The sequence below is a fragment of the Streptomyces sp. NPDC051286 genome (genome assembly GCF_044455345.1).
In the GTDB taxonomy this organism is placed as follows: domain Bacteria; phylum Actinomycetota; class Actinomycetes; order Streptomycetales; family Streptomycetaceae; genus Streptomyces.
Map to the genome: position 1 here is coordinate 486,005 of NZ_JBITER010000001.1, position 26,101 is coordinate 512,105.

A 26,101-nucleotide genomic window follows, 5' to 3' on the forward strand; every position below is an offset into this window, starting at 1 on the left:
GGAGCGAGCGTGGCCGGACCGACGACCGCCCAGCGCGGTGCAGGGCAGCGGACGGACAACCCGGCCCGCCCGCCGCGCCCCACCGGGCGCAGGCGGCCCAGCCGCAGACTGCTGATCGTGATTGCCGTCGCTGTCCTGCTGCTCGCCTCGGGCGTCGTCTGGGCGCTCTACGGATCGTCCTGGTTCCGGGTGGAACAGGTCAGGACCACCGGTGTCGAGGTGCTGACTCCCGCGGAAGTGGAGTCCGCCGCGGCGGTGCCGATGGGTGCCCCGCTGGTCTCGGTGGACACGGACGCCATGGCCGCCCGGTTGCGCCAGAAGTTGCCTCGTATCGACTCGGTGGATGTCGTACGGTCATGGCCGCACGAAATTGGACTTAAAGTGACCGAACGGCAGCCGGTCCTGTTGGTGAAAAAGGGCGCAAAGTTCATTGAAGTGGACGCAAAAGGCGTCCGCTTCGCCACGGTGGACAAGGCGCCCGGGCGCGTACCGCTGCTGGAATTGACGCCCCATCAGTCAGCTGGTCTGCGCCGCTTCGGCAGTGGCCGGCTGGTGCGGGAGGCGGTCCGGGTCGCGGGCGGACTTCCCCGCGAAGTGGCCAAGGACACCCAGATCGTACGGGTCACCTCGTACGACTCGATCTCCCTGCAACTGACCGGCGGCCGTACGGTGGTCTGGGGCAGCAGCGAGGAGGGGGCGGTGAAGGCAAGAGTTCTCACCGCTCTCATGAAAGCGGCTCCCAAAGCGGGACACTTCGACGTGAGTGCACCCACCGCTCCTGCCGTCTCGGGTGGTTGACGCACATTTGGCCTGGCCAGCACCCTGGTTGGTCAGCGCTACGGGTGATCACATAGGGTGAAAAGAAAAACGGGAGGTTCGGCGTGTTCGTTGAACGTGCGCCACTTGTCGACTTAGTGTCCTGTTCGGAAGAGTCCAAGAAGCAGACACACTGGTAACCCTAAACTTCAACGTTAGGGTTTGGGTCGGCGTCGGACCGTCCCAATCGGCATCCGTCGTCGCGGCGGGACTACCGCGAAGCGACGACACGTAAATCGAGGCGAGAGGCCTTCGACGTGGCAGCACCGCAGAACTACCTCGCAGTCATCAAGGTCATCGGTGTCGGCGGCGGTGGTGTCAATGCCATCAACCGAATGATCGAGGTCGGTCTCAAGGGCGTCGAGTTCATCGCGATCAACACTGATGCGCAAGCCCTGTTGATGAGCGACGCCGACGTCAAGCTCGACGTCGGCCGTGAACTCACCCGTGGCCTCGGCGCCGGGGCGAACCCGGCCGTCGGTCGCAAGGCGGCAGAGGACCACCGTGAGGAGATCGAGGAGGTCCTCAAGGGGGCTGACATGGTCTTCGTCACCGCCGGAGAAGGCGGCGGCACCGGCACCGGCGGCGCACCCGTCGTCGCCAACATCGCGCGCTCGCTCGGCGCCCTGACGATCGGCGTGGTCACCCGCCCGTTCACCTTCGAGGGCCGGCGTCGCGCGAACCAGGCGGAGGACGGCATCGCCGAGCTCCGCGAAGAGGTCGACACCCTCATCGTCATTCCCAACGACAGACTGCTGTCCATCTCGGACCGCCAGGTCAGCGTGCTCGACGCGTTCAAGTCGGCCGACCAGGTACTGCTCTCGGGTGTCCAGGGCATCACCGACCTCATCACCACCCCGGGTCTGATCAACCTCGACTTCGCCGACGTCAAGTCGGTCATGTCCGAGGCCGGATCGGCGCTCATGGGCATCGGCTCGGCCCGCGGCGACGACCGCGCGGTGGCCGCCGCGGAGATGGCGATCTCCTCGCCGCTCCTGGAGGCGTCCATCGACGGCGCCCGTGGTGTCCTGCTCTCCATCTCCGGCGGCAGCGACCTCGGCCTCTTCGAGATCAACGAGGCGGCCCAGCTGGTGAGCGAGGCCGCACACCCCGAGGCGAACATCATCTTCGGTGCGGTCATCGACGACGCCCTGGGAGACGAGGTCCGGGTCACCGTGATCGCAGCGGGCTTCGACGGCGGGCAGCCGCCCGCCCGTCGCGAGAACGTCCTGGGTGCGGGTGCCGGGAAGCGCGAGGAGCCGGCGCCGCCGGTCCGGGCCGCCGAGCCGGTGCGCCAGACGGGCGGGCTCGGTTCCGTCACGCCGCGCGAGGAGCTCCAGGCCCAGGCCGAGTCCGTACCGGTGGCGAAGGAGACCCCGATGTCGCCGGTCTCCACGCCGCACGTCCCGCCGGCCCGCCCCTATCAGGACTCCCAGGCCGAAGAGCTGGATGTCCCGGATTTCTTGAAGTGATAACTCGGCACCACGCAGTGACCCCGGAGTCATCGGGGTATCGCGCTCACTTCGCCTTCACCGACAGGTGGGGCGGGGTGAGCGCCGCTCCGTACGGGGAACTCAACCTGGGCGGCGCGGTCGGCGACGAACCCTCAGCCGTTCTCGCCAACCGGGAGGCGGCTGCCCGGGGTCTCGGTCTCGATCCGGCGCAGGTCGTCTGGATGAACCAGGTGCACGGGCGGGACGTGGCCGTCGTCGACGGACCCTGGGAAGAGAGTGCGCAGGTCCCCGCGGTGGACGCGGTGGTGACCGCGCGACGAGGACTCCCACTCGCCGTTCTCACCGCAGACTGCACCCCCGTACTTCTCGCCGATCCGGTCGCCGGGATCGCGGCGGCGGCGCACGCGGGCCGCCCCGGTCTGGTCGCCGGAGTCGTCCCCGCCGTCGTCGAGGCCATGGTCGGGCTCGGCGCGGACACCTCCCGGATCACCGCGCACACCGGACCGGCCGTCTGCGGACGGTGTTACGAAGTCCCGGCGGAGATGCGGTCCGATGTCGCCGAAGCCGTTCCCGCATCGTGGTCCGAGACGAGCTGGGGGACACCGGCCGTGGACGTCACCGCGGGAGTCCACGCCCAACTCGAGGCCCTGGGGGTGCGCGACCGGCACACGTCACCGGTCTGCACCCTCGAATCGGGCGACCACTTCTCGTACCGCCGCGACCGCACCACCGGGCGGCTCGCCGGATATGTCTGGTTGGACTGATAGGGCATGACGGATCGTAGGACTCAACTCGCCGAGAATCTGGCACAGGTGGAGGAACGCATTGCTTCCGCCTGTGTCGCCGCCGGTCGCACAAGGGAAGAAGTGACCCTCATCGTGGTCACGAAGACCTACCCCGCGAGCGATGTGCGGATCCTGTATGAACTCGGCGTGCGTCATGTCGCGGAGAATCGTGACCAGGACGCCGCACCCAAGGCAGCCGCTTGTGCGGATCTGTCGCTCACATGGCACTTTGTCGGACAACTGCAGACGAATAAGGTTCGTTCTGTTGCGAGTTATGCCGATGTGGTGCAGTCCGTGGACCGGGCGAAGTTGGTCACGGCCCTCTCGGCCGCTGCGGTGCGCGAGGGGCGCGAACTCGGCTGCCTCATCCAGGTCGCACTCGACGCGGAGAGCGGCGAGCGCGGGGCCCGGGGCGGCGTCGCGCCGGACGGGATCGAGGAGTTGGCTGCCGCGGTGGAAGCGGCGCCGGGGCTCCGGCTCGACGGCCTGATGACCGTGGCCCCGCTCTCCGGACCGTACGCGGGACGGCAACGGGCGGCATTCGACCGGCTGATGGAATTCGCATCCCGCCTGCGCGGGAGCCGTCCGGCTGCGAACATGGTCTCTGCGGGAATGAGCGCGGACCTCGAGGAAGCGATTGCGGCCGGAGCGACACATGTACGCGTCGGTACCGCGGTACTCGGAGTCCGACCCGGGCTCCGGTAACGTCGCCAAGCAAGTCGGACCACAGCAGAAAATATGGTCATTCCCGCCGATGGCGGGCAGGCCTGAGTGGATCGCGGGCACTTGGTGACAGATGCCGATCCACCACAGAGCGGAGGACTCAGAGCATGGCCGGCGCGATGCGCAAGATGGCGGTCTACCTCGGCCTCGTGGAGGACGATGGGTACGACGGTCCGGGGTTCGACCCCGACGACGAATTCGAACCCGAGCCGGAGCCGGAGCGCGATCGGCGGAGGCACCAGCCCGCGCATCAGGTGGAGCGGGACCGTGAGCGGGACGAACCGGTACGAGTGGTGCAGCCGCCCGCGCAGCGGGAGCCGGTTCAGATCCCGGCGGAGAGCGTGCGACCCGCCCGGATTGCACCCGTGGCATCCATCACACCTGAACGCCCGAACATGGAGAAGAACGCACCGGTGATCATGCCCAAGGTTGTGTCCGAGCGGGAGCCCTACCGCATCACCACGTTGCACCCCCGGACCTACAACGAGGCCCGTACCATCGGGGAACACTTCCGTGAGGGCACTCCGGTGATCATGAATCTCACGGAGATGGACGATACGGATGCGAAGCGACTTGTCGACTTTGCTGCAGGACTCGTCTTCGGTCTCCATGGCAGCATTGAACGGGTGACGCAGAAGGTGTTCCTGTTGTCGCCTGCTAACGTCGATGTCACGGCGGAGGACAAGGCCCGCATCGCTGAGGGCGGATTCTTCAACCAGAGCTGAGAACACGACACCGGGAACGACCCGGCCGTAAGGCCGGAGCTACGAGAGCCAGGGGAGAGGGAAGCGCGAAATGGGCGTCGCACTGCAGGTTGTCTATATCGCGCTGATGTGTTTCCTCATCGTGCTGATCTTCCGGCTGGTCATGGACTACGTCTTCCAGTTCGCACGTTCATGGCAGCCAGGCAAGCCGATGGTGGTGCTTCTCGAGGCCACCTACACTGTCACCGATCCACCGCTCAAGCTTCTGCGGCGGTTCATTCCGCCGTTGCGTCTCGGGGGCGTGGCACTCGACCTGTCCTTCTTCGTTCTGATGATCATCGTTTACATCCTGATCTCGATCGTGACCAGGCTGTGAGCGATACGGTCTTGCCGACTGCCGACGACTACGTAGAGGTGAAGAAGAGATGCCGCTGACCCCCGAGGACGTGCGGAACAAGCAGTTCACGACCGTCCGCCTCCGAGAAGGCTATGACGAGGACGAGGTCGATGCCTTCCTCGACGAGGTCGAGTCCGAGCTGACCCGCCTGCTCCGTGAGAACGAGGACCTGCGCGCCAAGCTGGCCGCCGCCACGCGTGCCGCTGCGCAGAACCAGCAGCAGCAAGGTATGCGCAAGCCGGAGCCGCAGGATCGTCCCGGTGCACCGGTGCCCGCCGCCATATCGGGTCCGCCGGTCCAGCAGCAGCCCCCGCAGATGGGTCCGCCCCAGCTGCCCGGTGGTGCTCCGCAGCTGCCCGCCGGTCCCAGTGGTCACGGCCCCCAGCAGCACGGCCCCGGCCCGCAGGGCCAGCACGGCCCCGGCCCGATGCAGGGCGGTCCCATGGGTGGCCCGATGGGCGGTCCCATGGGTCACGCGCCGCAGCAGATGCAGCAGATGCAGCAGCCGCAGATGCAGCAGCCGCAGATGCAGCAGCCCGGTCAGGGCCCCGGTGGCGACAGTGCCGCCCGTGTCCTCTCGCTCGCGCAGCAGACCGCCGACCAGGCGATCGCGGAGGCCCGTTCCGAGGCCAACAAGATCGTCGGCGAGGCGCGCAGCCGTGCCGAGGGCCTGGAGCGCGACGCGCGCGCCAAGGCGGACGCGCTGGAGCGGGACGCGCAGGAGAAGCACCGCGTGGCGATGGGCTCGCTGGAGTCGGCCCGCGCGACGCTGGAGCGCAAGGTCGAGGACCTGCGTGGCTTCGAGCGCGAGTACCGGACCCGGCTGAAGTCGTACCTGGAGAGCCAGCTGCGTCAGCTGGAGACCCAGGCCGACGACTCGCTGGCTCCGCCGCGGACTCCGGCGGCCGCTTCGCTGCCGCCGTCGCCCTCGTTGGCTCCGGCCGGTGCGGGCGCCATGGGTCACAACATGGGCAGCAACCACGGTGGTCACAGCAGCCCGCAGATGGGCGGCAACCCGTCCATGGGCGGTGGGCCCTCCTACGGTGGTCAGCAGCAGATGTCGCCGGCGATGACTCAGCCGATGGCACCGGTGCGGCCGCAGGCGCCGCAGCCGATGCAGCAGGCGCCCTCGCCGATGCGCGGGTTCCTGATCGACGAGGACGACAACTGAGCGGGTTGCGCGCGTTGAGCGCGTAGCCGTCGGCAGGCTGAGGGCCGGGCCCCGGGGAAAACCCCGGGGCCCCGGCCCTTTGCCGTGGGCGGGGGTGGGGGAACCTGCGGCGGGCCTGTTCCGCGACCCGTCCCGTCCCGAACTGGGGTGCTACGACCCGGACCCCGCGCCTCAAACGCCGTCGACGCGGGGTATGGGGGGCGGGCCCCCGGCTTCGGGAAGGGACGGCCGGGGGAACAGCGAGAGGCCCGGCCGGAACGTGTCCGGCCGGGCCTCTCGTGGTGTGGGTTACTGCTCCGCTTTGCGGAGGCGGAACGTCAGCGCCAGCCCCTCGTCCTCGAACGGCGTGCCGTACGCCCCGTCCGCCTCGCCCTGCGCGTAGTCCAGCGCCAGCACCTCGTCCGCGATGAGCGGCGCGTGCTCGGTCAGCGCCTCGACCGTCGCGGGGGACGTGGACGTCCAGCGGACGGCGATGCGGTCCGCCACGTCCAGGCCGCTGTTCTTGCGGGCTTCCTGGATCAACCGGATCGCGTCACGGGCCAGGCCCGCACGCCGCAGTTCCGGGGTGATCTCCAGGTCGAGCGCGACCGTCGCGCCCGAGTCGGACGCCACCGACCAGCCTTCGCGCGGCGTCTCGGTGATGATCACCTCGTCGGGGGTGAGGGTGACTGTCTCGCCGTCGACCTCGACCGACGCCGTGCCCTCGCGCAGGGCCAGGGAGAGCGCCGCCGCGTCGGCGTTCGCGACCGCCTTCGCCACCGCCTGGACGCCCTTGCCGAACCGCTTGCCCAGTGCCCGGAAGTTCGCCTTCGCCGTCGTGTCGACCAGCGAGCCGCCGACCTCCGAGAGGGAGGCGAGCGAGGAGACGTTCAGCTCCTCGGTGATCTGGGCGTGCAGCTCGGGGGAGAGCGACTCGAAGCCCGACGCCGCGACCAGGGCGCGGGACAGCGGCTGGCGGGTCTTGACGCCCGATTCTGCGCGCGTGGCGCGGCCGAGCTCGACCAGGCGGCGCACCAGCGCCATCTGCGTGGAGAGCGCCGGGTCGATCGCGGCCAGGTCCGCCTTCGGCCAGGAGGACAGGTGCACCGACTCCGGGGAGTCCGTGGTCACCGGGACGACGAGGTCCTGCCAGACCCGCTCGGTGATGAACGGGGTCAGCGGTGCCATCAGACGCGTGACCGTCTCGATGACCTCGTGCAGCGTGCGCAGCGCCGCCTTGTCGCCCTGCCAGAAGCGGCGGCGGGAGCGGCGCACGTACCAGTTGGACAGGTCGTCCACGAACGCGGACAGGAGCTTGCCGGCGCGCTGGGTGTCGTACCCCTCCAGTGCCTGCGTGACCTGGTCCACCAGCGCGTTCAGCTCGCTGAGCAGCCAGCGGTCAAGGACTGTGCGGTCCGCCGGGGCCGGGTCGGCCGCGGTCGGCGCCCAGCTCGACGTGCGCGCGTACAGCGCCTGGAAGGCGACCGTGTTCCAGTACGTGAGGAGGGTCTTGCGCACGACCTCCTGGATCGTGCCGTGGCCCACGCGCCGCGCCGCCCACGGGGAGCCGCCCGCCGCCATGAACCAGCGGACCGCGTCCGCGCCGTGCTGGTCCATGAGCGGGATCGGCTGGAGGATGTTGCCCAGGTGCTTGGACATCTTCCGGCCGTCCTCGGCGAGGATGTGGCCCAGGCAGACGACGTTCTCGTAGGAGGACTTGTCGAAGACGAGCGTGCCGACGGCCATCAGCGTGTAGAACCAGCCGCGGGTCTGGTCGATCGCCTCGGAGATGAACTGCGCCGGGTAGCGGCTCTCGAACAGCTCCTTGTTCTTGTACGGGTAGCCCCACTGCGCGAACGGCATCGAGCCCGAGTCGTACCAGGCGTCGATGACCTCCGGGACGCGGTACGCCTCCAGTTGGCAGTTCTCGTGCGAGCAGGTGAACGTGATCGCGTCGATGAACGGACGGTGCGGGTCCAGGTCCGACTGATCGGTTCCGGTGAGCTCGGTGAGCTCGGCACGGGAGCCGACGCAGGTGAGGTGGTTGTCCTCGCAGCGCCAGATCGGCAGCGGGGTGCCCCAGTAGCGGTTGCGGGACAGCGCCCAGTCGACGTTGTTGTTCAGCCAGTCACCGAAGCGGCCGTTCTTGACCGAGTCGGGGAACCAGTTGGTCTTCTCGTTCTCTTCGAGGAGCCGGTCCTTGATGGCGGTCGTGCGGATGTACCAGGACGGCTGCGCGTAGTAGAGCAGCGCGGTGTGGCAGCGCCAGCAGTGCGGGTAGCTGTGCTCGTAGGGGACGTGGCGGAAGAGCTTGCCGCGGGCGGCCAGGTCCTCGGTGAGCGCCTCGTCGGCCTTCTTGAAGAAGAGGCCGCCGACCAGCGGCAGGTTCTGCTCGAAGGTGCCGTCGGGGCGGACCGGGTTCACGACCGGCAGGCCGTAGGCGCGGCAGACCTTGAGGTCGTCCTCACCGAAGGCGGGGGACTGGTGGACCAGACCCGTACCGTCCTCGGTCGTCACGTACTCGGCATTGACGACGTAGTGAGCCGGGGCGCTGTCGCTCGGGAAGTCGACGAGGGCGAACGGGCGCTCGTACGTCCAGCGCTCCATCTCGCGGCCGGTGAAGGACTGACCGGTGAGTTCCCAGCCCTCGCCGAGTGCCTTCTCCAGGAGGGGCTGGGCGACGACGAGCTTCTCCTCGCCGTTGCTCGCGACGACGTATGTGACGTCGGGGTGCGCGGCGACGGCGGTGTTGGAGACCAAGGTCCACGGGGTGGTCGTCCAGACCAGCAGCGCGGCCTCGTCGGCCAGCGGGCCGGAGGTGAGCGGGAAGCGCACGAAGACCGAGGGGTCGACGACCGTCTCGTACCCCTGGGCCAGCTCGTGGTCCGAGAGGCCGGTGCCGCAGCGCGGACACCACGGTGCGACGCGGTGGTCCTGGACCAGCAGGTCCTTGTTGAAGATCTCCTTCAGGGACCACCAGACGGAGTCGACGTACGACGGGTCCATCGTGCGGTACGCGTCGTCCAGGTCGACCCAGTAGCCCATCCGGGTCGTGAGCGCGGTGAACGCGTCGGTGTGGCGGGTCACGGACTCGCGGCACTTGGCGTTGAACTCGGCGATGCCGTACGCCTCGATGTCCTTCTTGCCGTTGAAGCCCAGTTCCTTCTCGACCGCGAGCTCGACCGGCAGACCGTGGCAGTCCCAGCCGGCCTTGCGGCCCACGTGGTAGCCCTGCATCGTGCGGAAGCGGGGGAAGACGTCCTTGAAGACGCGGGCCTCGATGTGGTGGGCGCCGGGCATGCCGTTGGCGGTCGGCGGGCCCTCGTAGAAGACCCACTCGGGGCGGCCCTCGGACTGTTCGAGGCTTTTGGCAAAGACCTTGCTCTCGCGCCAGAAGTCGAGCACGGCGTGCTCCAGCGCGGGAAGGTCGACCTGGGCGGGTACCTGTCGGTACTGCGGCGATGTCATGGGCGAGATTCCTCCGGCGGACGTTTTCCACTTCCGTCGGAGGGACGAGAACCGTGCGGCTCCCGCGGTACCACCCTCCTTGGCCCCGGGTGTGCGCCCGTGGCCCCCTCATTGGGGTCGCGATGCCGGTTCTACTTGCCTCGCGGCGTTCTTCCGACGGCTCCGGGTGATCTTCACGACGCGCTCGCCCCCGGGCTTCCACCGTCCCCGGGTCGCTCCTGGCTGCGTACGACGCTACTCGTCCCATCCACGCCTCTCGCTGGCCCCAGTGTACGGGCCCGTACGGGCGACGGCCGACCGGTTTATCCGGGGGTGCGGGCGTGACCCGAATGGCGAGACCGGGCGGGCGGAGTCCCGGCGGGGGAGCGGAGGGCGGATTACCGGGCGGGGAGCTGGGAACAACGGTTTCAGGCGCGCGCTGATCCGGCACGGGGAGAGGCGATTCGGCGGCGTGCCCCGTTGCCGCGGGGCTGGGGTCGATTTATCGTCCCAGCACGATTCGCGTGCAAGATCACAATATGTGAAGGGGCCGCGGCCATGGTGGCGAAGAAGACCGCCGTACAGAAGTCGGCGTCAGCGAGATCCACGGGCGCGGCGGCCGAGGAGACGAACGGAGACACGGGCACGGAGACCGTCCTGGCGCCGGTTCCGGTGAAGGCCGCGGCGAAGAAGACCACGGCGAGAAAGGCTGAGGTGAGGAAGTCCGCGGCGAAGAAGTCCGCGGCACGGAAGACGGCCGCGCACGAGGCGGACGGAGAGCGGACGGCCGACGGTGACACCGGCGGCGGGCACGCGGCACCTGGCACGAAGGCCGCGGCGAGGAAGAACGCGGTCAAGAAGGCGTCGAAGAAGGCCGCTGCGGCGGCCACGGGGGCGGCCGAAGCCGCCGAGCAGACGGGAGCCCACACGGTGGTAGCCAAGAAGAGCGCAGCCCGGACCCGCACATCCGGGAAGGACGCGGCGCCGGTGCCGCCCGCCCGGGTCGCCGCCGCGACGGCGCCCGGGGATCTGGCCGTACGGCCGGGCGAGGACCCCTGGACGCCGGAGGAGGTTGCCGAGGCGCGGGCCGAGCTGACCAGCGAGGTCATGCGGCTCCGCAGCGAGCTGGAGGCGTCGGGTGCGGCGCTCGCCGGGCTGATGCGCGACTCCGGTGACGGGGCCGGTGACGACGAGGCGGACACCGGCACGAAGAACATCACCCGTGAGCACGAGATGGCGCTCGCCGCCAACGCCACGGAGATGCTGGAGCAGACCGAGCGGGCGCTGGCCCGGCTCGACGCGGGGACCTACGGACTGTGCGAGATCTGCGGCAATCCGATCGGCAAGGCGCGGATGCAGGCGTTCCCCCGGGCGACGCTCTGTGTCGAGGACAAACAGAAGCAGGAGCGTCGCGGCTGATTCAGGGAGGCGTGTCGTACCCTCGTCTTCGGTCAGGAACCTAGGTTGAGGGACTCACGTGGCAGAGGCGGAGCGCATCATCGGTACGCCGGACATCCCTGACGCTGAGGGGACCGGGGGCCCCGAGGGCGAGGTGCGGGGTGAGCCCGGGGGCACGGGCGCGGACACGGACCGGGCCGAGACCCCCGGCAAGGGCAAGCGGAAAATCATGGTGCTCTTCGTCGTGGCCGTCTTCGCCTATCTGCTCGACCTGATCAGCAAGATGATCGTGGTCGCGAAGCTGGAGCACCAGCAGCCCATCGAGATCTTCGGCGAGTGGCTGCGCTTCGACGCGATCCGGAACGCGGGCGCCGCCTTCGGCATCGGCGAGGCGTTCACGGTGATCTTCACCGTCATCGCGGCGACGGTGATCGTGGTCATCGCCCGGCTCGCCCGCAAGCTCTACAGCCTGCCGTGGGCGATCGCCCTCGGTCTGCTGCTCGGCGGTGCGCTCGGCAACCTCACCGACCGGATCTTCCGCTCGCCCGGCCTCTTCAAGGGCGCGGTGGTGGACTTCATCGCCCCCGCGCACTTCGCCGTCTTCAATCTCGCGGACTCCGCCATCGTCTGCGGTGGCATCCTGATCGTGATCCTTTCCTTCAAGGGCCTGGACCCCGACGGCACCGTGCACAAGGACTAGCGGCGGCAAGGCATACTCGACTGGTGAGTACGTATCCCGAGGTCCGCACCCTGCCCGTTCCCGACGGTCTGGAAGGCGAGCGTGTCGACGCCGCCATTTCCCGCATGTTCGGCTTCTCCCGTACCAAGGCCGCCGAGCTGGCCGCTGCCGGGAAGGTGCAGGTGGACGGTGCTGTGGTCGGGAAGTCCGAGCGGGTGCAGGGCGGTGCCTGGCTGGAAGTGGAGATGCCGCAGGCACCCGCTCCGGTGCAGATCGTCGCCGAGCCCGTCGAGGGCATGGAGATCGTGCACGACGACGACGACATCGTCGTGATCGTGAAGCCGGTCGGGGTCGCAGCCCACCCGAGTCCCGGCTGGACCGGCACGACGGTCATCGGCGGTCTCGCCGCGGCCGGTTACCGGATCTCGACCTCGGGCGCCGCCGAGCGCCAGGGCATCGTCCACCGCCTCGACGTCGGCACCTCGGGCCTGATGGTCGTCGCCAAGTCCGAGCGGGCCTACACGCTGCTGAAGGGCCAGTTCCGCGACCGGGTCGTCGAGAAGAAGTACCACGCGCTGGTCCAGGGCCACCCGGACCCGATGAGCGGCACCATCGACGCCCCCATCGGGCGCCACCCGACGCACGACTACAAGTGGGCGGTCACGGCCGAGGGCAAGCCCTCCGTGACGCACTACGACCTGATCGAGGCGTACCGGTCCGCGAGCCTCCTCGACATCAAGCTGGAGACGGGCCGTACGCACCAGATCCGGGTGCACATGTCCGCCCACCGCCACCCCTGCGTCGGCGACCTGACGTACGGCGCCGACCCGACGGTGGCCAAGCGCCTCGGGCTGACACGGCAGTGGCTGCACGCGGTCCGGCTCGGCTTCGAGCACCCGTCGGACGGCAACTGGGTGGAGTTCGCCAGCAGCTACCCGGCTGACCTGCAGCAGGCCCTCGACAGGATTGCGGCGGAGAGTCAGTGATCACCGGAGCCCCGGCCCCGTACACCACGCGCACAGCTGTCGATGAGAGCGACCTCGCGGCCTGTTTCCAGGTCCGCAAGGAGGTCTTCGTCGGCGAGCAGAACGTACCCGAGGAGATCGAGTACGACTCCTACGACGCGGACGCTCTGCATGTGATCGCCGTGGCGGCGGACGGTGCGGCGCTCGGCACGGGACGGTTGCTGCATGGCGTGGGCGCGGCCGCCAAGACCGGTGGCGACCTCACCGTCGGCTCGCTCGGACGGCTCGCGGTGACCGGCCGGGCACGCGGTCTCGGGGTCGGCGCGGCGCTGGTCCGGGCCATCGAGGAAGCGGCCCGCGGTATCGGTCTGGCCGCTGTGGACCTGCATGCCCAGACCCATGCGCTCGGCTTCTACGAGCGGCTCGGGTACGTGGCGTACGGCCCCGAGTTCCCGGATGCGGGGATCCCCCACCGGGCGATGCGCCGCAGCCTGTAGACCACACCGGGCGCCGCTCCGGTCGTACGGACCGGAAACGACACCCTCGCGCACGTCTCCGCCGGCCCGGCAGGCCGCAGCGCGTCCAGGTCCCGTTCGACGGCACGGCGCGCGGACCCGCTCCGGGCGACGCGCGCCGTGCGGTGTGATCACCGCCGTGCCGCCGCGCGGCAGGGTGACCGAGATCCGGCCGGGACCGGAGTCCCGCCCGTGCCCGCGCCGTACCTCGATGCGGCCCGTGATCGAGTACTTCAGGGGCAGTGGCGCGCGCCGGGTGGTCAAGAGGGGGAGGGGGAGAGGGTGTTGTCCGCTTTGCGGGCATCGCGTGGCACGCTGGAACCACTCATGACCGACCACCGGGTTCCGCTCGACACGCTCCGGAAGGCACAACGTGGACCAACTGGCACTGCTCCTCCTGCTGTTGCTCGGAGCCGTGGTCACGGTGCCACTGGGGGAACGTCTCGGGTTGCCCGCACCGGTGCTGATGACGCTCGCCGGAGTCGGCATGGCGTTCCTCAGCTTCGTACCGAATGTGGACATCCCGCCGGAGATCATTCTTCCCGCGCTGCTGCCGCCGCTGCTCTACGCCTCCGTGCAGCGCACCTCATGGCGGCAGTTCGCCGCCAACAAACGCCCGATCTTTCTGCTGGCCGTGGCACTCGTCTTTGTGACGACGGCAGCCGTCGCCGCCGTCGCCAACGCGATCGTCCCCGGCCTGCCCCTCGCCGCCGCCGTGGCCCTCGGCGCGCTCGTCGCCCCGCCCGACCCGGTCGCCGCGACCGCCGTCGCGGGATCGCTCGGGCTGCCGCGCAGGCTCGTCTCCATCCTGGAGGGCGAGGGACTGTTCAACGACGTGACCGCGATCGTGCTCTACCACGTGGCGATCGCCGCCGCGGTGAGTGGCACCTTCTCGCTGCCGGAGGCCTTCGGGCTGCTGATCCTCTCCGCCGTGGTCGCCGTGGCGGTCGGTCTCGCGGTGGGCTGGCTGACCATCAAACTCATGGGTCTGCTCGGCGATGCGACGCTCCAGGTCGGGCTGACGCTGCTGGTGCCGTTCGTGAGTTATGTGCTCGCGGAGGAGCTCAAGGGGTCGGGCGTGCTCGCCGTGCTCACCACCGCGCTGTTCCTCGCCGAGCACACCGCCGACGCGGACGACGTGCTGGGCCGGCTCGCCGGCCGCAGCTTCTGGGAGATCGTCGACACGCTCGTCACCGGCGTCGCCTTCGGCCTGATCGGTCTCGAACTGCACAACGTCTTCGGCACGTCGCACGGGCGCGCCTGGGAGATGACCGGCTGGGGCCTGGTGGTGGTCGCGGTCGTCGTCGGCGTACGGCTGCTGTGGCTGCTGCCCGCCACCTGGCTGGCCAAGCGGCTGCACACCCGCCGCGACTACAGCGAGGAGATCCCCACCAGCTGGCGTGAGACCGTCGTGATGTGGTGGGCCGGGATGCGCGGGGTGGCCTCCGTCGCGCTGGCCCTCGCGATCCCGCTGGAGACGGACGACGGGAAACCGTTCCCCGGCTGCGACGAGATCGTCTTCATCGCCTTCGTCGTGATCATGGCGACCCTGGTCGTCCAGGGACTCACCCTGCCGTGGCTGGTACGCAAGCTCGGCGTCCGCGCCGACACGGACGCGGAGGCCGCGCTGGAACGGGACCTTGCGTTCCGTGCCGCGAAGGCTGCGAGGCACCGGCTCCAGGAGATCCAGGAGGCCGAGGAGTTCACGGAGGAGGTGGTGGAGCGGCTGCATCGGCTGGCGTACGACGTGGGGGCGAGGATCAGCCCCGACATGGTCGACGAGGACCGGCGGGAGGCGTACGCGAAGCGCGCCGAGCGGTTGCGGGCGGTCAACCGGGTGCAGCGCGAGATGATGTCCGCCGCCCGGCACGCGGTGCTGTCCGCGCGCAGCGAGTCGGGGACGGACCCGGAGGTGGTCGACCGGGTGCTGAGGCAGCTGGACGTACGCAGCCTGCGCTGACCCGGGCGCCCCCGCGGCCTGTGCTCCGGGCCCGCGTCCCTCAGAGCCTGTCGGGCGACCTCTGATCGAGCGGACGCGGATCACCCGACAGGCTCTCAGCCGCGTCCGGTCCCGAGCGCCACCTCCGCCACCGACCGTGACCAGCGGACGCAGTATGTTCTCCATCCTGTCGTTCGCCATGCCATCGACCGCAGCTGGCACCATGGCTCCCATGAACATCATGCTTTTCCACTCGACGTACGGTCTGCGCCCCGCGGTGCACGCGGCTGCCGCCCGGCTGCGCGGCGCAGGGCACGAGGTGCACGTGCCCGATCTCTTCGACGGGCACACGTTCGAGACCGCCGAGGAAGGCATGGCCTTCAAGGACGAGCTGGGCAAGGACGAGTTGCTCAAGCGCGCCGTCCTGGCCGCAGCCCCCTATTCCGAGCGCGGTCTCGTCTACGCCGGCTTCTCCTTCGGCGCCGCCACCGCTCAGACTCTGGCACTCGGTGACGAGAAGGCGCGCGGGCTGCTGCTCCTTCACGGCACGTCGGACATCGCGGAGAACGCGGAGGTCGACGAGCTACCGGTACAGCTCCATGTCGCCGACCCCGACCCGTTCGAGACGCACGACTGGCTGAACTCCTGGTATCTGCAGATGCAGCGGACCGGCGCCGATGTGGAGATCTACCGGTACCCCGGTGCGGGCCACCTCTTCACGGACCCGGACCTGCCGGACTACGACGCGGCGTCGGCCGATCTGACGTGGAAGGTCGCCCTCGGCTTCCTCGCCACTCTGTAGACGGCCGGAGCCCCGCACACTCTGACGGTGTGCGGGGCCCCTCGTCCGTACGCCGGGATCAGGCGCGGTACGCGGTCCAGCTGTCGCTCATCCGCTGCACCTGGCCCGCGGTGAACTGGTACATGCACGAGTCGTAGGTGTAGTCCATGAAGTTGTGGATCGGGTCGACCCCGGTCTTGTTGGTGCAGGTGTCGCGTCCGGTCGGGCACGCGAACGCGGGGCTCTGCTCGGCCGGCGTGTCGGAGACGTAGTCGCCGTTGCCGTTACAGCCGCCCTGGAACGTGTGGTAGAGCCCCATCCAGTGGCCGACCTCGTGGGTGGCGGTGTCGCCCTCGTTGTAGTTGCTGGCCGAGCCGCCCGGCAGCGAGGTGTCGAGGATGACCACGCCGTCCATGTTCGGGCTGGATTTGTACGAGCTGGGGAAGGTCGCCCAGCCGAGCAGCCCGCCGCCGAGGTTGGCGGTGTAGACGTTGAGCGCGTTCTTGCCGCCCTTGCGCAGCGCCGTCTTCATGTCCTTCTCGGCGGAGGAGCCCGAGGAGAGGTTGTACCAGGTGGCGTTGTCCGTGTAGTCGGTGCCGGCCAGCGAGAACTGGAAGCCGGAGTTGGTGTTGCCGGTGCCCTGGCCGCCGTAGGCCGCGTTCAGCACGTTCATCTGGCCGCTGATGTCGCCGGCGGTGAGCTTGCCGGTGGCGCCGGAGTGGATGACGTGGAAGTAGACCGGGATGGTCGCTCCGGCGGCGAGCGTGGCGCCGCTGGCCCGGCGGTCCGCGAGTCTCGCCTTGAGCTGCGTGTCCATGGCCTTGGCCTGGGCCGCGGTGATTTCGTTGGGGTCGGAGGCGTGCTTGGTGCCCGAAGGACGGGCCTGGCGCGCGGTGGCGTCGGTGCTCGCGCACTTCTCCGCCGAGGCGGAGGCGGTGGACACCTTGGCGGCGGCCGCGCCGGAGGGAGCGGAGAGCGGTGCCAGGGCCAGGGTTCCGGCCAGGACGGCGATGCCGATCGCACGGTGACGTATACGCGGCGATATACGGGCAAGAGTGCGCACGAGTACTCCTCGCTGAAGCGTGGATGAGGGATTTCCTCACCCGCCGCCGGGAGATTACGTGCGCATGTCACAACTTGAGGAGCACTGATCAGGCCCAATCAACCATGGGGCAAATCGGGGAAACGGGAAGAAATAATTCTGTCCGTTCCAGGGTTTGAGACACGGACGTAACGTCGCGCGTTACCCCGACGGGTGGTGTGTCCCCATTGGGTCCAGGGAACACACCACCCGCCGTAGCGACGTAATGCGCCGTCAACATGGCCCGCCTTGGCTGAAACCAGACGTTTCAGCGCACCGGGCGGTCCGCCCGCTCGACCTTCTGGGTGCCACTGAGTGTCCGGTACGAGCGCGTCCACGCGGAACTCGCGTCCCGCTTCGTCTTGTCGGAGACCACGTAGTAGTCCATCTGCGAGCGCTCGGCGGTCACGTCCAGGACGCCGTAGCCGTGCGAGTCCATGTCCACCCATTTCACATGGCGGTTGGCGGCCTTCACCCCCGCGGCCGCGACCACCGAGACCGTCTGCGGTGCGACGTGCAGAATGTCGTCGAGATTGTCCGAGGTCACCGATGTGACCACGAACTCGGTGGCGGCCGAGGCCGAGAGCGGATACGTGGCCGCCTTCACCGGTACGTCATTGGCCCACGCCATGTGGATGTCACCGGTCAGGAAGACCGTGTTGCGGATCGACCGGTCCCGCAGATGCGCGATCAGTTCCTTGCGGTCGTCCGTGTAGCCGTCCCACTGGTCGACATTGACCGCGAGCCCCTCCTTGGGCAGCCCCAGCAACTCCGCGAGCGGCTCCAGCAGATGGGCCGGTACGGAACCGAACGCGACCGGCGAGATCATCACCGACGTGCCGACCAGCTTCCAGGTGGCGTCCGAACCGGCCAGGCCCGCCTTCAACCAGTCCAGTTGCGCCCGGCCGGTGATCGAGCGGTCGGGGTCGTCGACCGAGCCGCTGCCGATCGTCGCCTGCTGGGAGCGGAAGGTCCGCAGATCCAGAAGGTGGAGATCGGCCAGCGTGCCGAAGCGCAGCCGCCGGTAGACGGTGCCCTCGGTGGAGGGGCGGACCGGCATCCACTCGAAGTACGCCTGCTTGGCGCCCGCCACCCGGTCGGTCCAGGCGCCCTCGGTGCCCGGCGTGTGGTTCTCGGCGCCGCCCGACCAGGCGTCGTTGGCGAACTCGTGATCGTCCCAGATTGCGATCACCGGATGCGTGGCGTGCAGGGTCTGCAGATCGGCGTCCGTCTTGTAACGGCCGTGCCGGGTCCGGTAGTCGGCAAGGGTGAGGGTCTCGTGGGCCGGCTCGTGCTGCCGTACGACGTACTTCGCGTCCGGGTAGCCGCCCGACGCGTACTCGTAGATGTAGTCGCCGAGATGGAGGACCGCGTCGAGATCGGCGCGGGCTGCGAGATGGCGGTACGGGGAGAAGTAGCCGGACTCCCAGTTGGCGCAGGACACCACACCGAAGCGCACTCCGGGCGTGGCGGCTTGGGCCGCGGGCGCGGTACGGGTGCGGCCCGTCGGCGAGAGGGTCTCCGTACCGTCGCCCGCCGAGAAGCGGAACCAGTACGCGGTGGCCGGGCTGAGCCCCCGAACATCGGCCTTGACGGTGTGGTCGGACGAAGCCCTCGCGACGGTCGTGCCCCGGGCGACGACCCGGGCGAACTCCTTGTCCTCGGCGACCTCCCAGCGCACCGCCGTGTCGGCGCCACGGCCGGAGCCGGGCACGGCGTCGGGCGTCGGGGTGACGCGGGTCCACAGGAGTATGCCGTCGGGAGGGGGCACCTCCCATGTCCTTGAGGCTATGGGGGAGGGTCGCCGGAGGCGACACCGTGCAGGAAGGCGGGGCCGTCGGCGGCGCGGGCGCTGGTGGCAGTCCCTAACACGGGGGCGGCGACGGCGGTGGCGGCAGCGGCCTTCACCAGGGTGCGGCGGCTGGGCGCGGGAAGGGACGGAGAATTCTGTCGACTGGTCACGAAGGGAAACCCTACTGACCGGTAAGGCGAACGGGCGGGCGAACCAAGAAAGTTCGCCCGCCCGTAAGAAAACCGCTGCCGGTCGTCAGCCCTTGAGTGCCTTGTCGACCGCGGTGTTGAAGTCGGCCACGGTCATCGGGGCGTTCTCGCTGCCCTCGCTGGTGAGCGTCTTGCCGTCCATCTTCAGCGTCGGGGTGCCCCTCACGCCGCTCTTGTCGAACGCCGCCGACATCTTCATCGCCCAGTTGTCGTACGTGCCGTCGTTGACGTCCTTCTGGAACGCCTTGTTGTCCTTCAGCTCGTCCACCGTGTTGGCGATCTTGATCAGGTACGAGTCCTTGGCGAACTTGTCGTCGGTCTCCTCCGGGTGGTACTTCGCGGAGTAGATCGCGTACTTGTAGTCGAGGAACGCCTGCGGGCTGACGTTGAGTGCCGCGCCGAGCGCGCTGAGCGCGTTCTTGGACCCCTCGCCGTTGCTCATGTTGTCGATGAACGTGGCGCCGATGAACTTGACCTTGTACTTGCCGGCGTCGACGTCCTTGTGGATCGTCTCGCCGACGGTCTGCTCGAACTGGCCGCAGATCGGGCAGCGCGGGTCCTCGTACAGTTCGAGGGTCTTCTTGGCGGTCGGCTTGCCGATGACGACGGTCGTGCCGTCGGTGCCCGAGGTGTTCTTCGGCGCGGTGACGTTCTTCGCGTCCTTGGCCGCCTCCCAGTGACCGGGCTTGTTCAGCTGCATCACGGCGTAGCTGACGCCGCCGGCGATCGCCAGCACGGCGACCACCGAGACGCCGACGATCACCTGCTTGCGGATCTTGTCCTTCTTGGCCTGGCGCTCGCGCTCCGCGCGCAGCCGCTCACGGGCGGCTGCCTTGTTGGCCTGGCTGTTGCGCTTGCTCATGGCTGTTTCTCCGTGGTGTGTGGGGTTGTCAGGGACTGTCCGGGCTCAGGCGATGGAGCAGGCCGAGCGCGGCGGTCCCCTCCGTCCCACGGAGTGCACGAGGAGTCGGGCGTGCGCGAGCAGGTGCGAGCGGTACGGGGCGGGCCGGGCGGCACTCCGTACGGAGCGGCGGACCGTACCCGCCACGGCGACCGCGATCAGCAGCGGCCGGAACGCCGTGGCGGCGACCGCCCGCAGCAGACCGGCGAGCGCGGACTCGCCGCGCCGCAGCCACGCCGCGGCCAGCAGACCGACCGATACATGGGCCGCCAGCAGCAGCCACGGCACAGCGGGACCGGGAGAGGCCAGCACGGCGGCGACACCATGTCCGGCACCGGTCACGGAGGCGAACGGGGTGCCGGTCGCGCCGACCCCCCCGAGCTGCGCCCCACCGGTACCGACCTCGCCGCCGCCGCACAGGACATCGACGCCGACCGAACGCAGCGGACCCGCTATCGGGCCGCCCGCCGCTCCGTAACAGAGGTGCTGGCCGGTGGTGAAGACCGTGTCCGCGGCGAGTTCCAGCGGCACCAGCAGCCCGGCGATCGCGCCGAAACCGCGCTCCCGCCCAGCCAGCGCGTACGCCACGGCGAAGACCAGACCGGCCAGCCCGCCGACCACGGTCAGCGGCAGTGGGACCTGGGAGAGCAGCACATGGGACCCAGCGGAGAGCGTCACGACGAGCGCTGTGAAGAGCGCCGCGCGCACGACTCTGAGCTGCGTCCCGGATATGTCCATCGTCCGAGAGTGTGCCATGTGAACCTGTCAGCGCCGCCTAAAGGGGGTGTTTCGCAAGGGGCGTCGTCCGCCCGCCAGGCAGGCGGGACTATTCGAAACACGCCCTGAAGGGGGTGTGGCACCGCGAGGAGACCTACAGCCCCGGGATGCGGCCGTTGCGGAAGAGGTCCACGAAGATCTGGTGGTCGGCCCGCGCCTGAGCCCCGTAGCTGTGCGCGAAGTCCACCAGCAGCCCGGCGAAGCCCTCCTCGTCCGCCGCGATCGCCGCGTCGATCGCCCGCTCCGTGGAGAACGGCACCAGCGAGTGGCCGCTCTCGTCGTCCGCGGCGGAGTGCATCGTCGCCGTCGCCCGGCCGAGGTCGGCGACGACCGCCGCGATCTCGTCGGGCTCGTCGATGTCGGACCAGTCCAGGTCCACCGCGTACGGCGAGACCTCGGCGACCAGCTGACCGGCACCGTCCAGCTCGGTCCACCCCAGCCACGGGTCGGCGTGCGCCTGCAGGGCGCGCTGGGAGATGACCGTGCGGTGCCCCTCGTGCTGGAAGTAGTCGCGCACGGCCGTGTCGGTGATGTGCCGGGAGACCGCCGGGGTCTGTGCCTGCTTGAGATAGATCACCACATCGTTCTCCAGGGCGTCGCTGTTGCCCTCCAGAAGGATGTTGTACGAGGGCAGCCCGGCCGAGCCGATACCGATGCCGCGACGGCCGACGACGTCCTTCACCCGGTACGAGTCGGGGCGGGTCAGGCTCGACTCGGGCAGCGTCTCCAGATAGCCGTCGAACGCCGCCAGCACCTTGTAGCGCGTCGCCGCGTCCAGATCGATCGCGCCGCCGCCGTCCGCGAACCGGCGCTCGAAGTCCCGGATCTCCGTCATCGAGTCGAGCAGCGAGAACCGGGTCAGCGACCGGGCGTCGTGCAGCGCGGCCAGCAGCGGCCCCTCGGCGGTGTCCAGGGTGAACGGGGGCACCTCGTCGTTCTTCGCGCCTGTTGCGAGCGCGTGGATCCGCTCGCGGTAGGCCGCCGCGTAGACCCGGACGAGCTCACTGATCTGGTCGTCGCCCAGCGCCTTCGCGTACCCGATCAGGGCGACGGAGGCGGCGAACCGCTTGAGGTCCCAGGTGAACGGGCCGATGTACGCCTCATCGAAGTCGTTCACATTGAAGATCAGCCGGCCGTTCGCGTCCATGTACGTGCCGAAGTTCTCCGCGTGCAGGTCACCGTGGATCCACACCCGGCCGGTTTGGTCGTCCAGATATGGCCCGCCGTGGCGCTCCCGCTCCAGGTCGTTGTAGAACAGGCACGCCGTGCCCCGGTAGAAGGCGAACGCCGAGCCCGCCATCTTGCGGAACTTGACCCGGAAGGCAGCCGGATCGGCGGCCAGGAGCTGGCCGAAGGCGGTGTCGAAAACCTCGAGAATCTGCTCCCCGCGCTGCGCTGCGCCGGTCTGCGCCTCCGACATTTCTGGGTGCCTCCTGGTACCTGGCGTGCACGGACAAATGGGACGGTCGTCTCCGTCCCCTCAACGCGCGACGGTACCCGGGAGTGCCCCTCGGTTGTCAGACCGGAGACGTAGACTTCCACGCTGTCGCCCCTGTCCGCCCACCCGTCGCCCGACCACCACCCCTCATCGAGGCGCTTCGCGCCGCACCTGTCGCCCCGGAGGCCCGACCCGTGACCAAGCCGCCTTTTACGCACCTTCACGTCCACACCCAGTACTCGCTGCTGGACGGTGCCGCGCGGCTCAAGGACATGTTCGCTGCCTGCAATGAAATGGGCATGTCGCACATCGCGATGACGGACCACGGCAACCTGCACGGGGCGTACGACTTCTTCCACCAGGCGAAGAAGGCCGAGGTGACGCCGATCATCGGCATCGAGGCCTACGTCGCCCCGGAGTCGCGCAAGCACAAGCGGAAGATCCAGTGGGGTCAGCCCCACCAGAAGCGCGACGACGTCTCGGGTTCGGGTGGCTACACCCACAAGACGATCTGGGCGGCGAACAATACCGGTCTGCACAACCTCTTCCGGCTCTCCTCGGACGCGTACGCCGAGGGCTGGCTGCAGAAGTGGCCGCGCATGGACAAGGAGACCATCGCCCAGTGGTCCGAGGGGCTGATCGCGTCCACCGGCTGTCCGTCCGGTGAGGTGCAGACGCGGCTGCGGCTCGGCCAGTTCGACGAGGCGGTCCAGGCGGCCTCCGACTACAAGGACATCTTCGGCGAGGGCAAGTACTTCCTGGAGCTGATGGACCACGGCATCGAGATCGAGCGCCGGGTCCGTGACGGACTCCTCGAAATCGGCAGGAAGCTCGGCATCCCGCCGCTCGTGACGAACGACTCGCACTACACGTACGCCAGCGAGGCCACCGCGCACGACGCGCTGCTCTGCATCCAGACCGGCAAGAACCTCTCCGACCCCGACCGTTTCCGGTTCGACGGCACGGGCTACTACCTCAAGACGACGGACGAGATGTACGGCGTCGACTCCTCCGACGCCTGGCAGCAGGGGTGCGCCAACACCCTGCTGGTCGCCGAGCAGATCGACACCAGCGGGATGTTCGAGAAGCGCGACCTGATGCCGAAGTTCGACATCCCGGACGGCTTCACCGAGGTCACCTGGTTCCAGGAGGAGGTCCGGACCGGCATGAACCGGCGCTTCCCCGGCGGCGTTCCCGAGGACCGGCAGAAGCAGGCCGAGTACGAGATGGACGTCATCATCCAGATGGGGTTCCCGGGGTACTTCCTCGTTGTCGCCGACTTCATCATGTGGGCCAAGAACAACGGCATCGCGGTGGGCCCCGGGCGTGGCTCCGCGGCCGGTTCGATCGTCGCGTACGCGATGGGCATCACCGACCTCGACCCGATCGAGCACGGACTGATCTTCGAGCGGTTCCTCAACCCCGAGCGTGTCTCCATGCCTGATGTCGACATCGACTTCGACGAGCGCCGGCGCGTCGAAGTGATCAGGTACGTGACGGAGAAGTACGGCGCCGACAAGGTCGCCATGATCGGTACGTACGGCAAGATCAAGGCCAAGAACGCGATCAAGGACTCCGCCCGCGTCCTCGGCTATCCGTACGCGATGGGCGACCGGCTCACCAAGGCCATGCCCGCCGACGTCCTCGGCAAGGGCATCGACCTCTCCGGAATCACCGACCCCAAGCACCCGCGGTACAGCGAGGCGGGCGAGATCCGGGGGATGTACGAGAACGAGCCGGACGTCAAGAAGGTCATCGACACCGCCAAGGGTGTCGAGGGGCTGGTCCGGCAGATGGGTGTGCACGCCGCCGGCGTGATCATGTCCAGTGAGCCCATCGTCGACCACGCCCCGGTCTGGGTGCGGCACACCGACGGCGTCACCATCACGCAGTGGGACTACCCGCAGTGCGAGTCGCTCGGCCTGCTGAAGATGGACTTCCTCGGCCTGCGCAACCTCACGATCATGGACGACGCCATCAAGATGGTGAAGGCCAACAAGGGCATCGACCTGGAGATGCTCGCCCTTCCGCTGGACGACCCCAAGACGTACGAGCTGCTCTGCCGTGGTGACACGCTCGGCGTCTTCCAGTTCGACGGCGGTCCGATGCGTTCGCTGCTGCGCCAGATGCAGCCCGACAACTTCGAGGACATTTCCGCCGTCTCGGCCTTGTACCGGCCGGGCCCGATGGGCATGAACTCGCACACGAACTACGCCGAGCGCAAGAACGGCCGCCAGGAGATCACCCCGATCCACCCGGAGCTGGAGGAGCCGCTCAAGGAGACGCTCGGCCTGACCTACGGCCTGATCGTCTACCAGGAGCAGGTGCAGAAGGCCGCGCAGATCATCGCCGGGTACTCGCTCGGCGAGGCCGACATCCTGCGCCGCGTGATGGGCAAGAAGAAGCCCGACGAGCTGGCGAAGAACTTTGTGCTCTTCCAGGCAGGCGCCAAGAAGAACGGCTTCTCCGACGCGGCGATCCAGGCACTGTGGGACGTGCTGGTCCCGTTCGCCGGGTACGCGTTCAACAAGGCGCACTCCTCCGCGTACGGACTGGTCACGTACTGGACCGCGTACCTCAAGGCGAACTACCCCGCCGAGTACATGGCGGCGCTGCTGACCTCGGTCAAGGACGACAAGGACAAGTCCGCGGTCTACCTCAACGAGTGCCGCCGCATGGGCATCAAGGTGCTCCCGCCGAACGTCAACGAGTCCGAGTCGAATTTTGCCGCCCAGGGCGACGACGTCATTCTCTTCGGGCTGACGGCCATCCGTAACGTCGGACAGAACGTCGTCGACTCGATCATCCGGTGCCGCAAGGCGAAGGGAAAGTACAGCAGCTTCCCCGACTTCCTCGACAAGGTCGAGGCGGTGGTCTGCAACAAGCGGACCGTCGAATCACTGATCAAGGCCGGCGCATTCGACGAGATGGGCCACACCCGCAAGGGCCTCGTCGCCCACCACGAGCCGATGATCGACAACGTGGTGCAGGTCAAGCGCAAGGAGGCCGAGGGACAGTTCGACCTCTTCGGCGGCGGCGAGGAGGACAGCGACGAGCCGGGCTTCGGGCTCGACGTCGAGTTCTCCGACATCGAGTGGGAGAAGTCGTACCTGCTGGCCCAGGAGCGCGAAATGCTCGGGCTGTACGTCTCCGACCACCCGCTCTTCGGTATCGAGCACGTGCTGACCGACAAGTCCGACGCGGCGATCTCCCAGCTCACCGGCGGCGAACACGCCGACGGGGCGATCGTCACCATCGGCGGCATCATCTCCGGACTCCAGCGGAAGATGACCAAGCAGGGCAACGCCTGGGCCATCGCCACCGTCGAGGACCTGGCCGGTTCCATCGAGTGCATGTTCTTCCCGGCCACGTACCAGCTGGTGTCCACCCAGCTCGTCGAGGACACCGTCGTCTTCGTCAAGGGACGGCTCGACAAGCGTGAGGACATTCCGCGGCTGGTCGCCATGGAGATGCAGGTCCCCGACCTCTCGTCGACCGGGACCAACGCACCGGTGGTGCTCACCATCCCGACGGTCCGGGTCACCCCGCCGATGGTTGCCCGCCTCGGCGAGGTGCTCAGCAACCACCGCGGCAACACCGAGGTGCGGATCAAGCTCCAGGGCCCCCGCAAGACCACCGTCCTCCGGCTCGACCGGCACCGGGTCCAGCCCGACCCGGCGCTCTTCGGTGACCTGAAGGTGCTGCTCGGCCCGTCCTGCCTGGCCGGCTGAGCGGCCGCCGCAACGCACCAGAGAGGCGCCCCGCGATGCGGGAGCGCCTCTCTCGGCTACCGGCCTGTGGCCGGGCCGGAGTCGGCCGGTCAGTTGTGGCCGAAGCGCCGCTGATGCTTACGGGCAACATCAGCAGGGCTGCCCTGGGCTTGCGACTGGGACTGGGTCTGCGACTCGTAAGCCGTCGACTTCGTCTCCTCCGCGCCGCGCTCCGATATGGACGCGCGGTTCTGCTGGCTGCCCTGCTTGCGGTTCTTGTTCTTGGCCATGGTGTTCCTCCTGTGCGGAATCTCGGGGCCAGGACCGCTGTCAGATTCACATACCGCCATATCCAGCGCATGTTGGATCATTACCGTGCGTAATGAAGGGGTGCCATGCGCCGTTTTCCGCTTCCGCCACGCCGATGATCGAGTTCCGGC

General features: G+C 68.7%; 20 protein-coding genes and 1 pseudogene. 14 read left to right on the top strand and 7 right to left on the bottom strand.

What is annotated here, in order from left to right; genetic code table 11:
* Positions 1-9 precede the first annotated feature (9 nt).
* The 7 genes from ACIBB8_RS02205 (at position 10) to ACIBB8_RS02235 (ending at position 6,050) form a co-directional block, all read left to right on the top strand.
* Positions 10-798, top strand: coding sequence for a cell division protein FtsQ/DivIB (locus tag ACIBB8_RS02205; protein WP_398948481.1), 789 nt, complete (start codon positions 10-12; stop codon positions 796-798).
* 275 nt (positions 799-1,073) lie between these two features.
* On the top strand, positions 1,074-2,288 hold the full coding sequence (gene ftsZ, locus ACIBB8_RS02210; RefSeq protein ID WP_398948483.1) for a cell division protein FtsZ: 1,215 nt from the start codon (positions 1,074-1,076) through the stop codon (positions 2,286-2,288).
* Complete coding sequence (pgeF, locus tag ACIBB8_RS02215) at positions 2,285-3,034, top strand: peptidoglycan editing factor PgeF (protein ID WP_398948485.1); 750 nt, start codon at positions 2,285-2,287, stop codon at positions 3,032-3,034. Before ftsZ ends, pgeF begins: the two co-directional genes overlap by 4 nt.
* Before the next feature lie 6 nt (positions 3,035-3,040).
* The gene (locus ACIBB8_RS02220) at positions 3,041-3,760 is read left to right on the top strand and encodes a YggS family pyridoxal phosphate-dependent enzyme (protein ID WP_398948486.1); all 720 of its coding nucleotides are present in this window, start codon (positions 3,041-3,043) and stop codon (positions 3,758-3,760) included.
* A gap of 125 nt (positions 3,761-3,885) precedes the next feature.
* Positions 3,886-4,503 carry a cell division protein SepF gene (locus tag ACIBB8_RS02225; RefSeq protein ID WP_030972886.1) on the top strand — a complete coding sequence of 206 codons (618 nt, stop codon included), beginning with the start codon at positions 3,886-3,888 and terminating at the stop codon, positions 4,501-4,503.
* Positions 4,504-4,573: 70 nt separating this feature from the next.
* Positions 4,574-4,858 (top strand): YggT family protein, encoded by a 285-nt coding sequence (locus ACIBB8_RS02230; protein WP_037697102.1) that lies wholly within the window; start codon positions 4,574-4,576, stop codon positions 4,856-4,858.
* A 49-nt stretch (positions 4,859-4,907) separates the two neighbouring features.
* Positions 4,908-6,050 carry a DivIVA domain-containing protein gene (locus ACIBB8_RS02235; protein WP_398948489.1) on the top strand — a complete coding sequence of 381 codons (1,143 nt, stop codon included), beginning with the start codon at positions 4,908-4,910 and terminating at the stop codon, positions 6,048-6,050.
* Between the two features lie 288 nt (positions 6,051-6,338).
* Here the strand turns inward: ACIBB8_RS02235 and ileS are convergent, their stop codons facing one another.
* Positions 6,339-9,497: an isoleucine--tRNA ligase gene (ileS, locus tag ACIBB8_RS02240; RefSeq protein ID WP_398948492.1), complete on the bottom strand. Its 3,159-nt coding sequence runs from the start codon at positions 9,495-9,497 to the stop codon at positions 6,339-6,341.
* Between the two features lie 537 nt (positions 9,498-10,034).
* Between ileS and ACIBB8_RS02245 the strand changes: the two genes are divergently transcribed.
* From ACIBB8_RS02245 to ACIBB8_RS02270, 6 genes are all read left to right on the top strand, one after another.
* A complete protein-coding gene (locus tag ACIBB8_RS02245) occupies positions 10,035-10,895 on the top strand; it encodes a TraR/DksA C4-type zinc finger protein (RefSeq protein ID WP_398948493.1) in 861 nt (286 codons plus the stop codon).
* Positions 10,896-10,953: 58 nt separating this feature from the next.
* Complete coding sequence (gene lspA, locus ACIBB8_RS02250; RefSeq protein ID WP_398948495.1) at positions 10,954-11,574, top strand: signal peptidase II; 621 nt, start codon at positions 10,954-10,956, stop codon at positions 11,572-11,574.
* 23 nt (positions 11,575-11,597) lie between these two features.
* Positions 11,598-12,539 carry an RluA family pseudouridine synthase gene (locus ACIBB8_RS02255; protein WP_398948496.1) on the top strand — a complete coding sequence of 314 codons (942 nt, stop codon included), beginning with the start codon at positions 11,598-11,600 and terminating at the stop codon, positions 12,537-12,539.
* Positions 12,539-13,015: a GNAT family N-acetyltransferase gene (locus tag ACIBB8_RS02260; protein ID WP_398948717.1), complete on the top strand. Its 477-nt coding sequence runs from the start codon at positions 12,539-12,541 to the stop codon at positions 13,013-13,015. Before ACIBB8_RS02255 ends, ACIBB8_RS02260 begins: the two co-directional genes overlap by 1 nt.
* Positions 13,016-13,406: 391 nt before the next feature.
* A complete protein-coding gene (locus ACIBB8_RS02265) occupies positions 13,407-14,993 on the top strand; it encodes a Na+/H+ antiporter (RefSeq protein ID WP_398948497.1) in 1,587 nt (528 codons plus the stop codon).
* 202 nt (positions 14,994-15,195) lie between these two features.
* A complete protein-coding gene (locus tag ACIBB8_RS02270; RefSeq protein ID WP_398948498.1) occupies positions 15,196-15,774 on the top strand; it encodes a dienelactone hydrolase family protein in 579 nt (192 codons plus the stop codon).
* A 58-nt stretch (positions 15,775-15,832) separates the two neighbouring features.
* Here ACIBB8_RS02270 and ACIBB8_RS02275 read toward each other — a convergent pair whose 3' ends face one another.
* The 5 genes and pseudogenes from ACIBB8_RS02275 to ACIBB8_RS02295 all read right to left on the bottom strand — a co-directional run bounded on the left by ACIBB8_RS02275 (position 15,833) and on the right by ACIBB8_RS02295 (position 21,933).
* Positions 15,833-16,816, bottom strand: coding sequence for a zinc metalloprotease (locus tag ACIBB8_RS02275; protein WP_398948500.1), 984 nt, complete (start codon positions 16,814-16,816; stop codon positions 15,833-15,835).
* 286 nt (positions 16,817-17,102) lie between these two features.
* Positions 17,103-18,796: pseudogene (locus ACIBB8_RS02280) on the bottom strand (alkaline phosphatase D family protein).
* 85 nt (positions 18,797-18,881) lie between these two features.
* On the bottom strand, positions 18,882-19,697 hold the full coding sequence (locus tag ACIBB8_RS02285; RefSeq protein ID WP_398948501.1) for a DsbA family protein: 816 nt from the start codon (positions 19,695-19,697) through the stop codon (positions 18,882-18,884).
* A 45-nt stretch (positions 19,698-19,742) separates the two neighbouring features.
* Positions 19,743-20,474 (bottom strand): hypothetical protein, encoded by a 732-nt coding sequence (locus tag ACIBB8_RS02290; RefSeq protein WP_398948502.1) that lies wholly within the window; start codon positions 20,472-20,474, stop codon positions 19,743-19,745.
* Positions 20,475-20,607: 133 nt separating this feature from the next.
* Positions 20,608-21,933, bottom strand: coding sequence for a DUF2252 domain-containing protein (locus tag ACIBB8_RS02295; RefSeq protein ID WP_398948503.1), 1,326 nt, complete (start codon positions 21,931-21,933; stop codon positions 20,608-20,610).
* A 212-nt stretch (positions 21,934-22,145) separates the two neighbouring features.
* On the opposite strand from ACIBB8_RS02295, the gene dnaE reads away from it, so the two are divergent.
* Positions 22,146-25,682 carry a DNA polymerase III subunit alpha gene (gene dnaE, locus ACIBB8_RS02300; protein ID WP_398948505.1) on the top strand — a complete coding sequence of 1,179 codons (3,537 nt, stop codon included), beginning with the start codon at positions 22,146-22,148 and terminating at the stop codon, positions 25,680-25,682.
* 89 nt (positions 25,683-25,771) lie between these two features.
* Here the strand turns inward: dnaE and ACIBB8_RS02305 are convergent, their stop codons facing one another.
* Positions 25,772-25,951 carry a hypothetical protein gene (locus ACIBB8_RS02305; RefSeq protein ID WP_398948507.1) on the bottom strand — a complete coding sequence of 60 codons (180 nt, stop codon included), beginning with the start codon at positions 25,949-25,951 and terminating at the stop codon, positions 25,772-25,774.
* Positions 25,952-26,101: the final 150 nt, after the last annotated feature.

What these genes read in the sequence shown, in the direction of transcription:
- ACIBB8_RS02220 (WP_398948486.1), top strand. Translation starts at nt 3,041, where the DNA reads ATGACGGATCGTAGGACTCAACTCGCCGAGAATCTGGCACAGGTGGAG.
- ACIBB8_RS02225 (WP_030972886.1), top strand. Translation starts at nt 3,886, where the DNA reads ATGGCCGGCGCGATGCGCAAGATGGCGGTCTACCTCGGCCTCGTGGAG.
- ACIBB8_RS02230 (WP_037697102.1), top strand. Translation starts at nt 4,574, where the DNA reads ATGGGCGTCGCACTGCAGGTTGTCTATATCGCGCTGATGTGTTTCCTC.
- ACIBB8_RS02235 (WP_398948489.1), top strand. Translation starts at nt 4,908, where the DNA reads ATGCCGCTGACCCCCGAGGACGTGCGGAACAAGCAGTTCACGACCGTC.
- ileS (WP_398948492.1), bottom strand. Translation starts at nt 9,497, where the DNA reads ATGACATCGCCGCAGTACCGACAGGTACCCGCCCAGGTCGACCTTCCC.
- ACIBB8_RS02245 (WP_398948493.1), top strand. Translation starts at nt 10,035, where the DNA reads ATGGTGGCGAAGAAGACCGCCGTACAGAAGTCGGCGTCAGCGAGATCC.
- ACIBB8_RS02270 (WP_398948498.1), top strand. Translation starts at nt 15,196, where the DNA reads ATGGCTCCCATGAACATCATGCTTTTCCACTCGACGTACGGTCTGCGC.
- ACIBB8_RS02285 (WP_398948501.1), bottom strand. Translation starts at nt 19,697, where the DNA reads ATGAGCAAGCGCAACAGCCAGGCCAACAAGGCAGCCGCCCGTGAGCGG.
- ACIBB8_RS02290 (WP_398948502.1), bottom strand. Translation starts at nt 20,474, where the DNA reads ATGGACATATCCGGGACGCAGCTCAGAGTCGTGCGCGCGGCGCTCTTC.
- ACIBB8_RS02295 (WP_398948503.1), bottom strand. Translation starts at nt 21,933, where the DNA reads ATGTCGGAGGCGCAGACCGGCGCAGCGCAGCGCGGGGAGCAGATTCTC.
- ACIBB8_RS02305 (WP_398948507.1), bottom strand. Translation starts at nt 25,951, where the DNA reads ATGGCCAAGAACAAGAACCGCAAGCAGGGCAGCCAGCAGAACCGCGCG.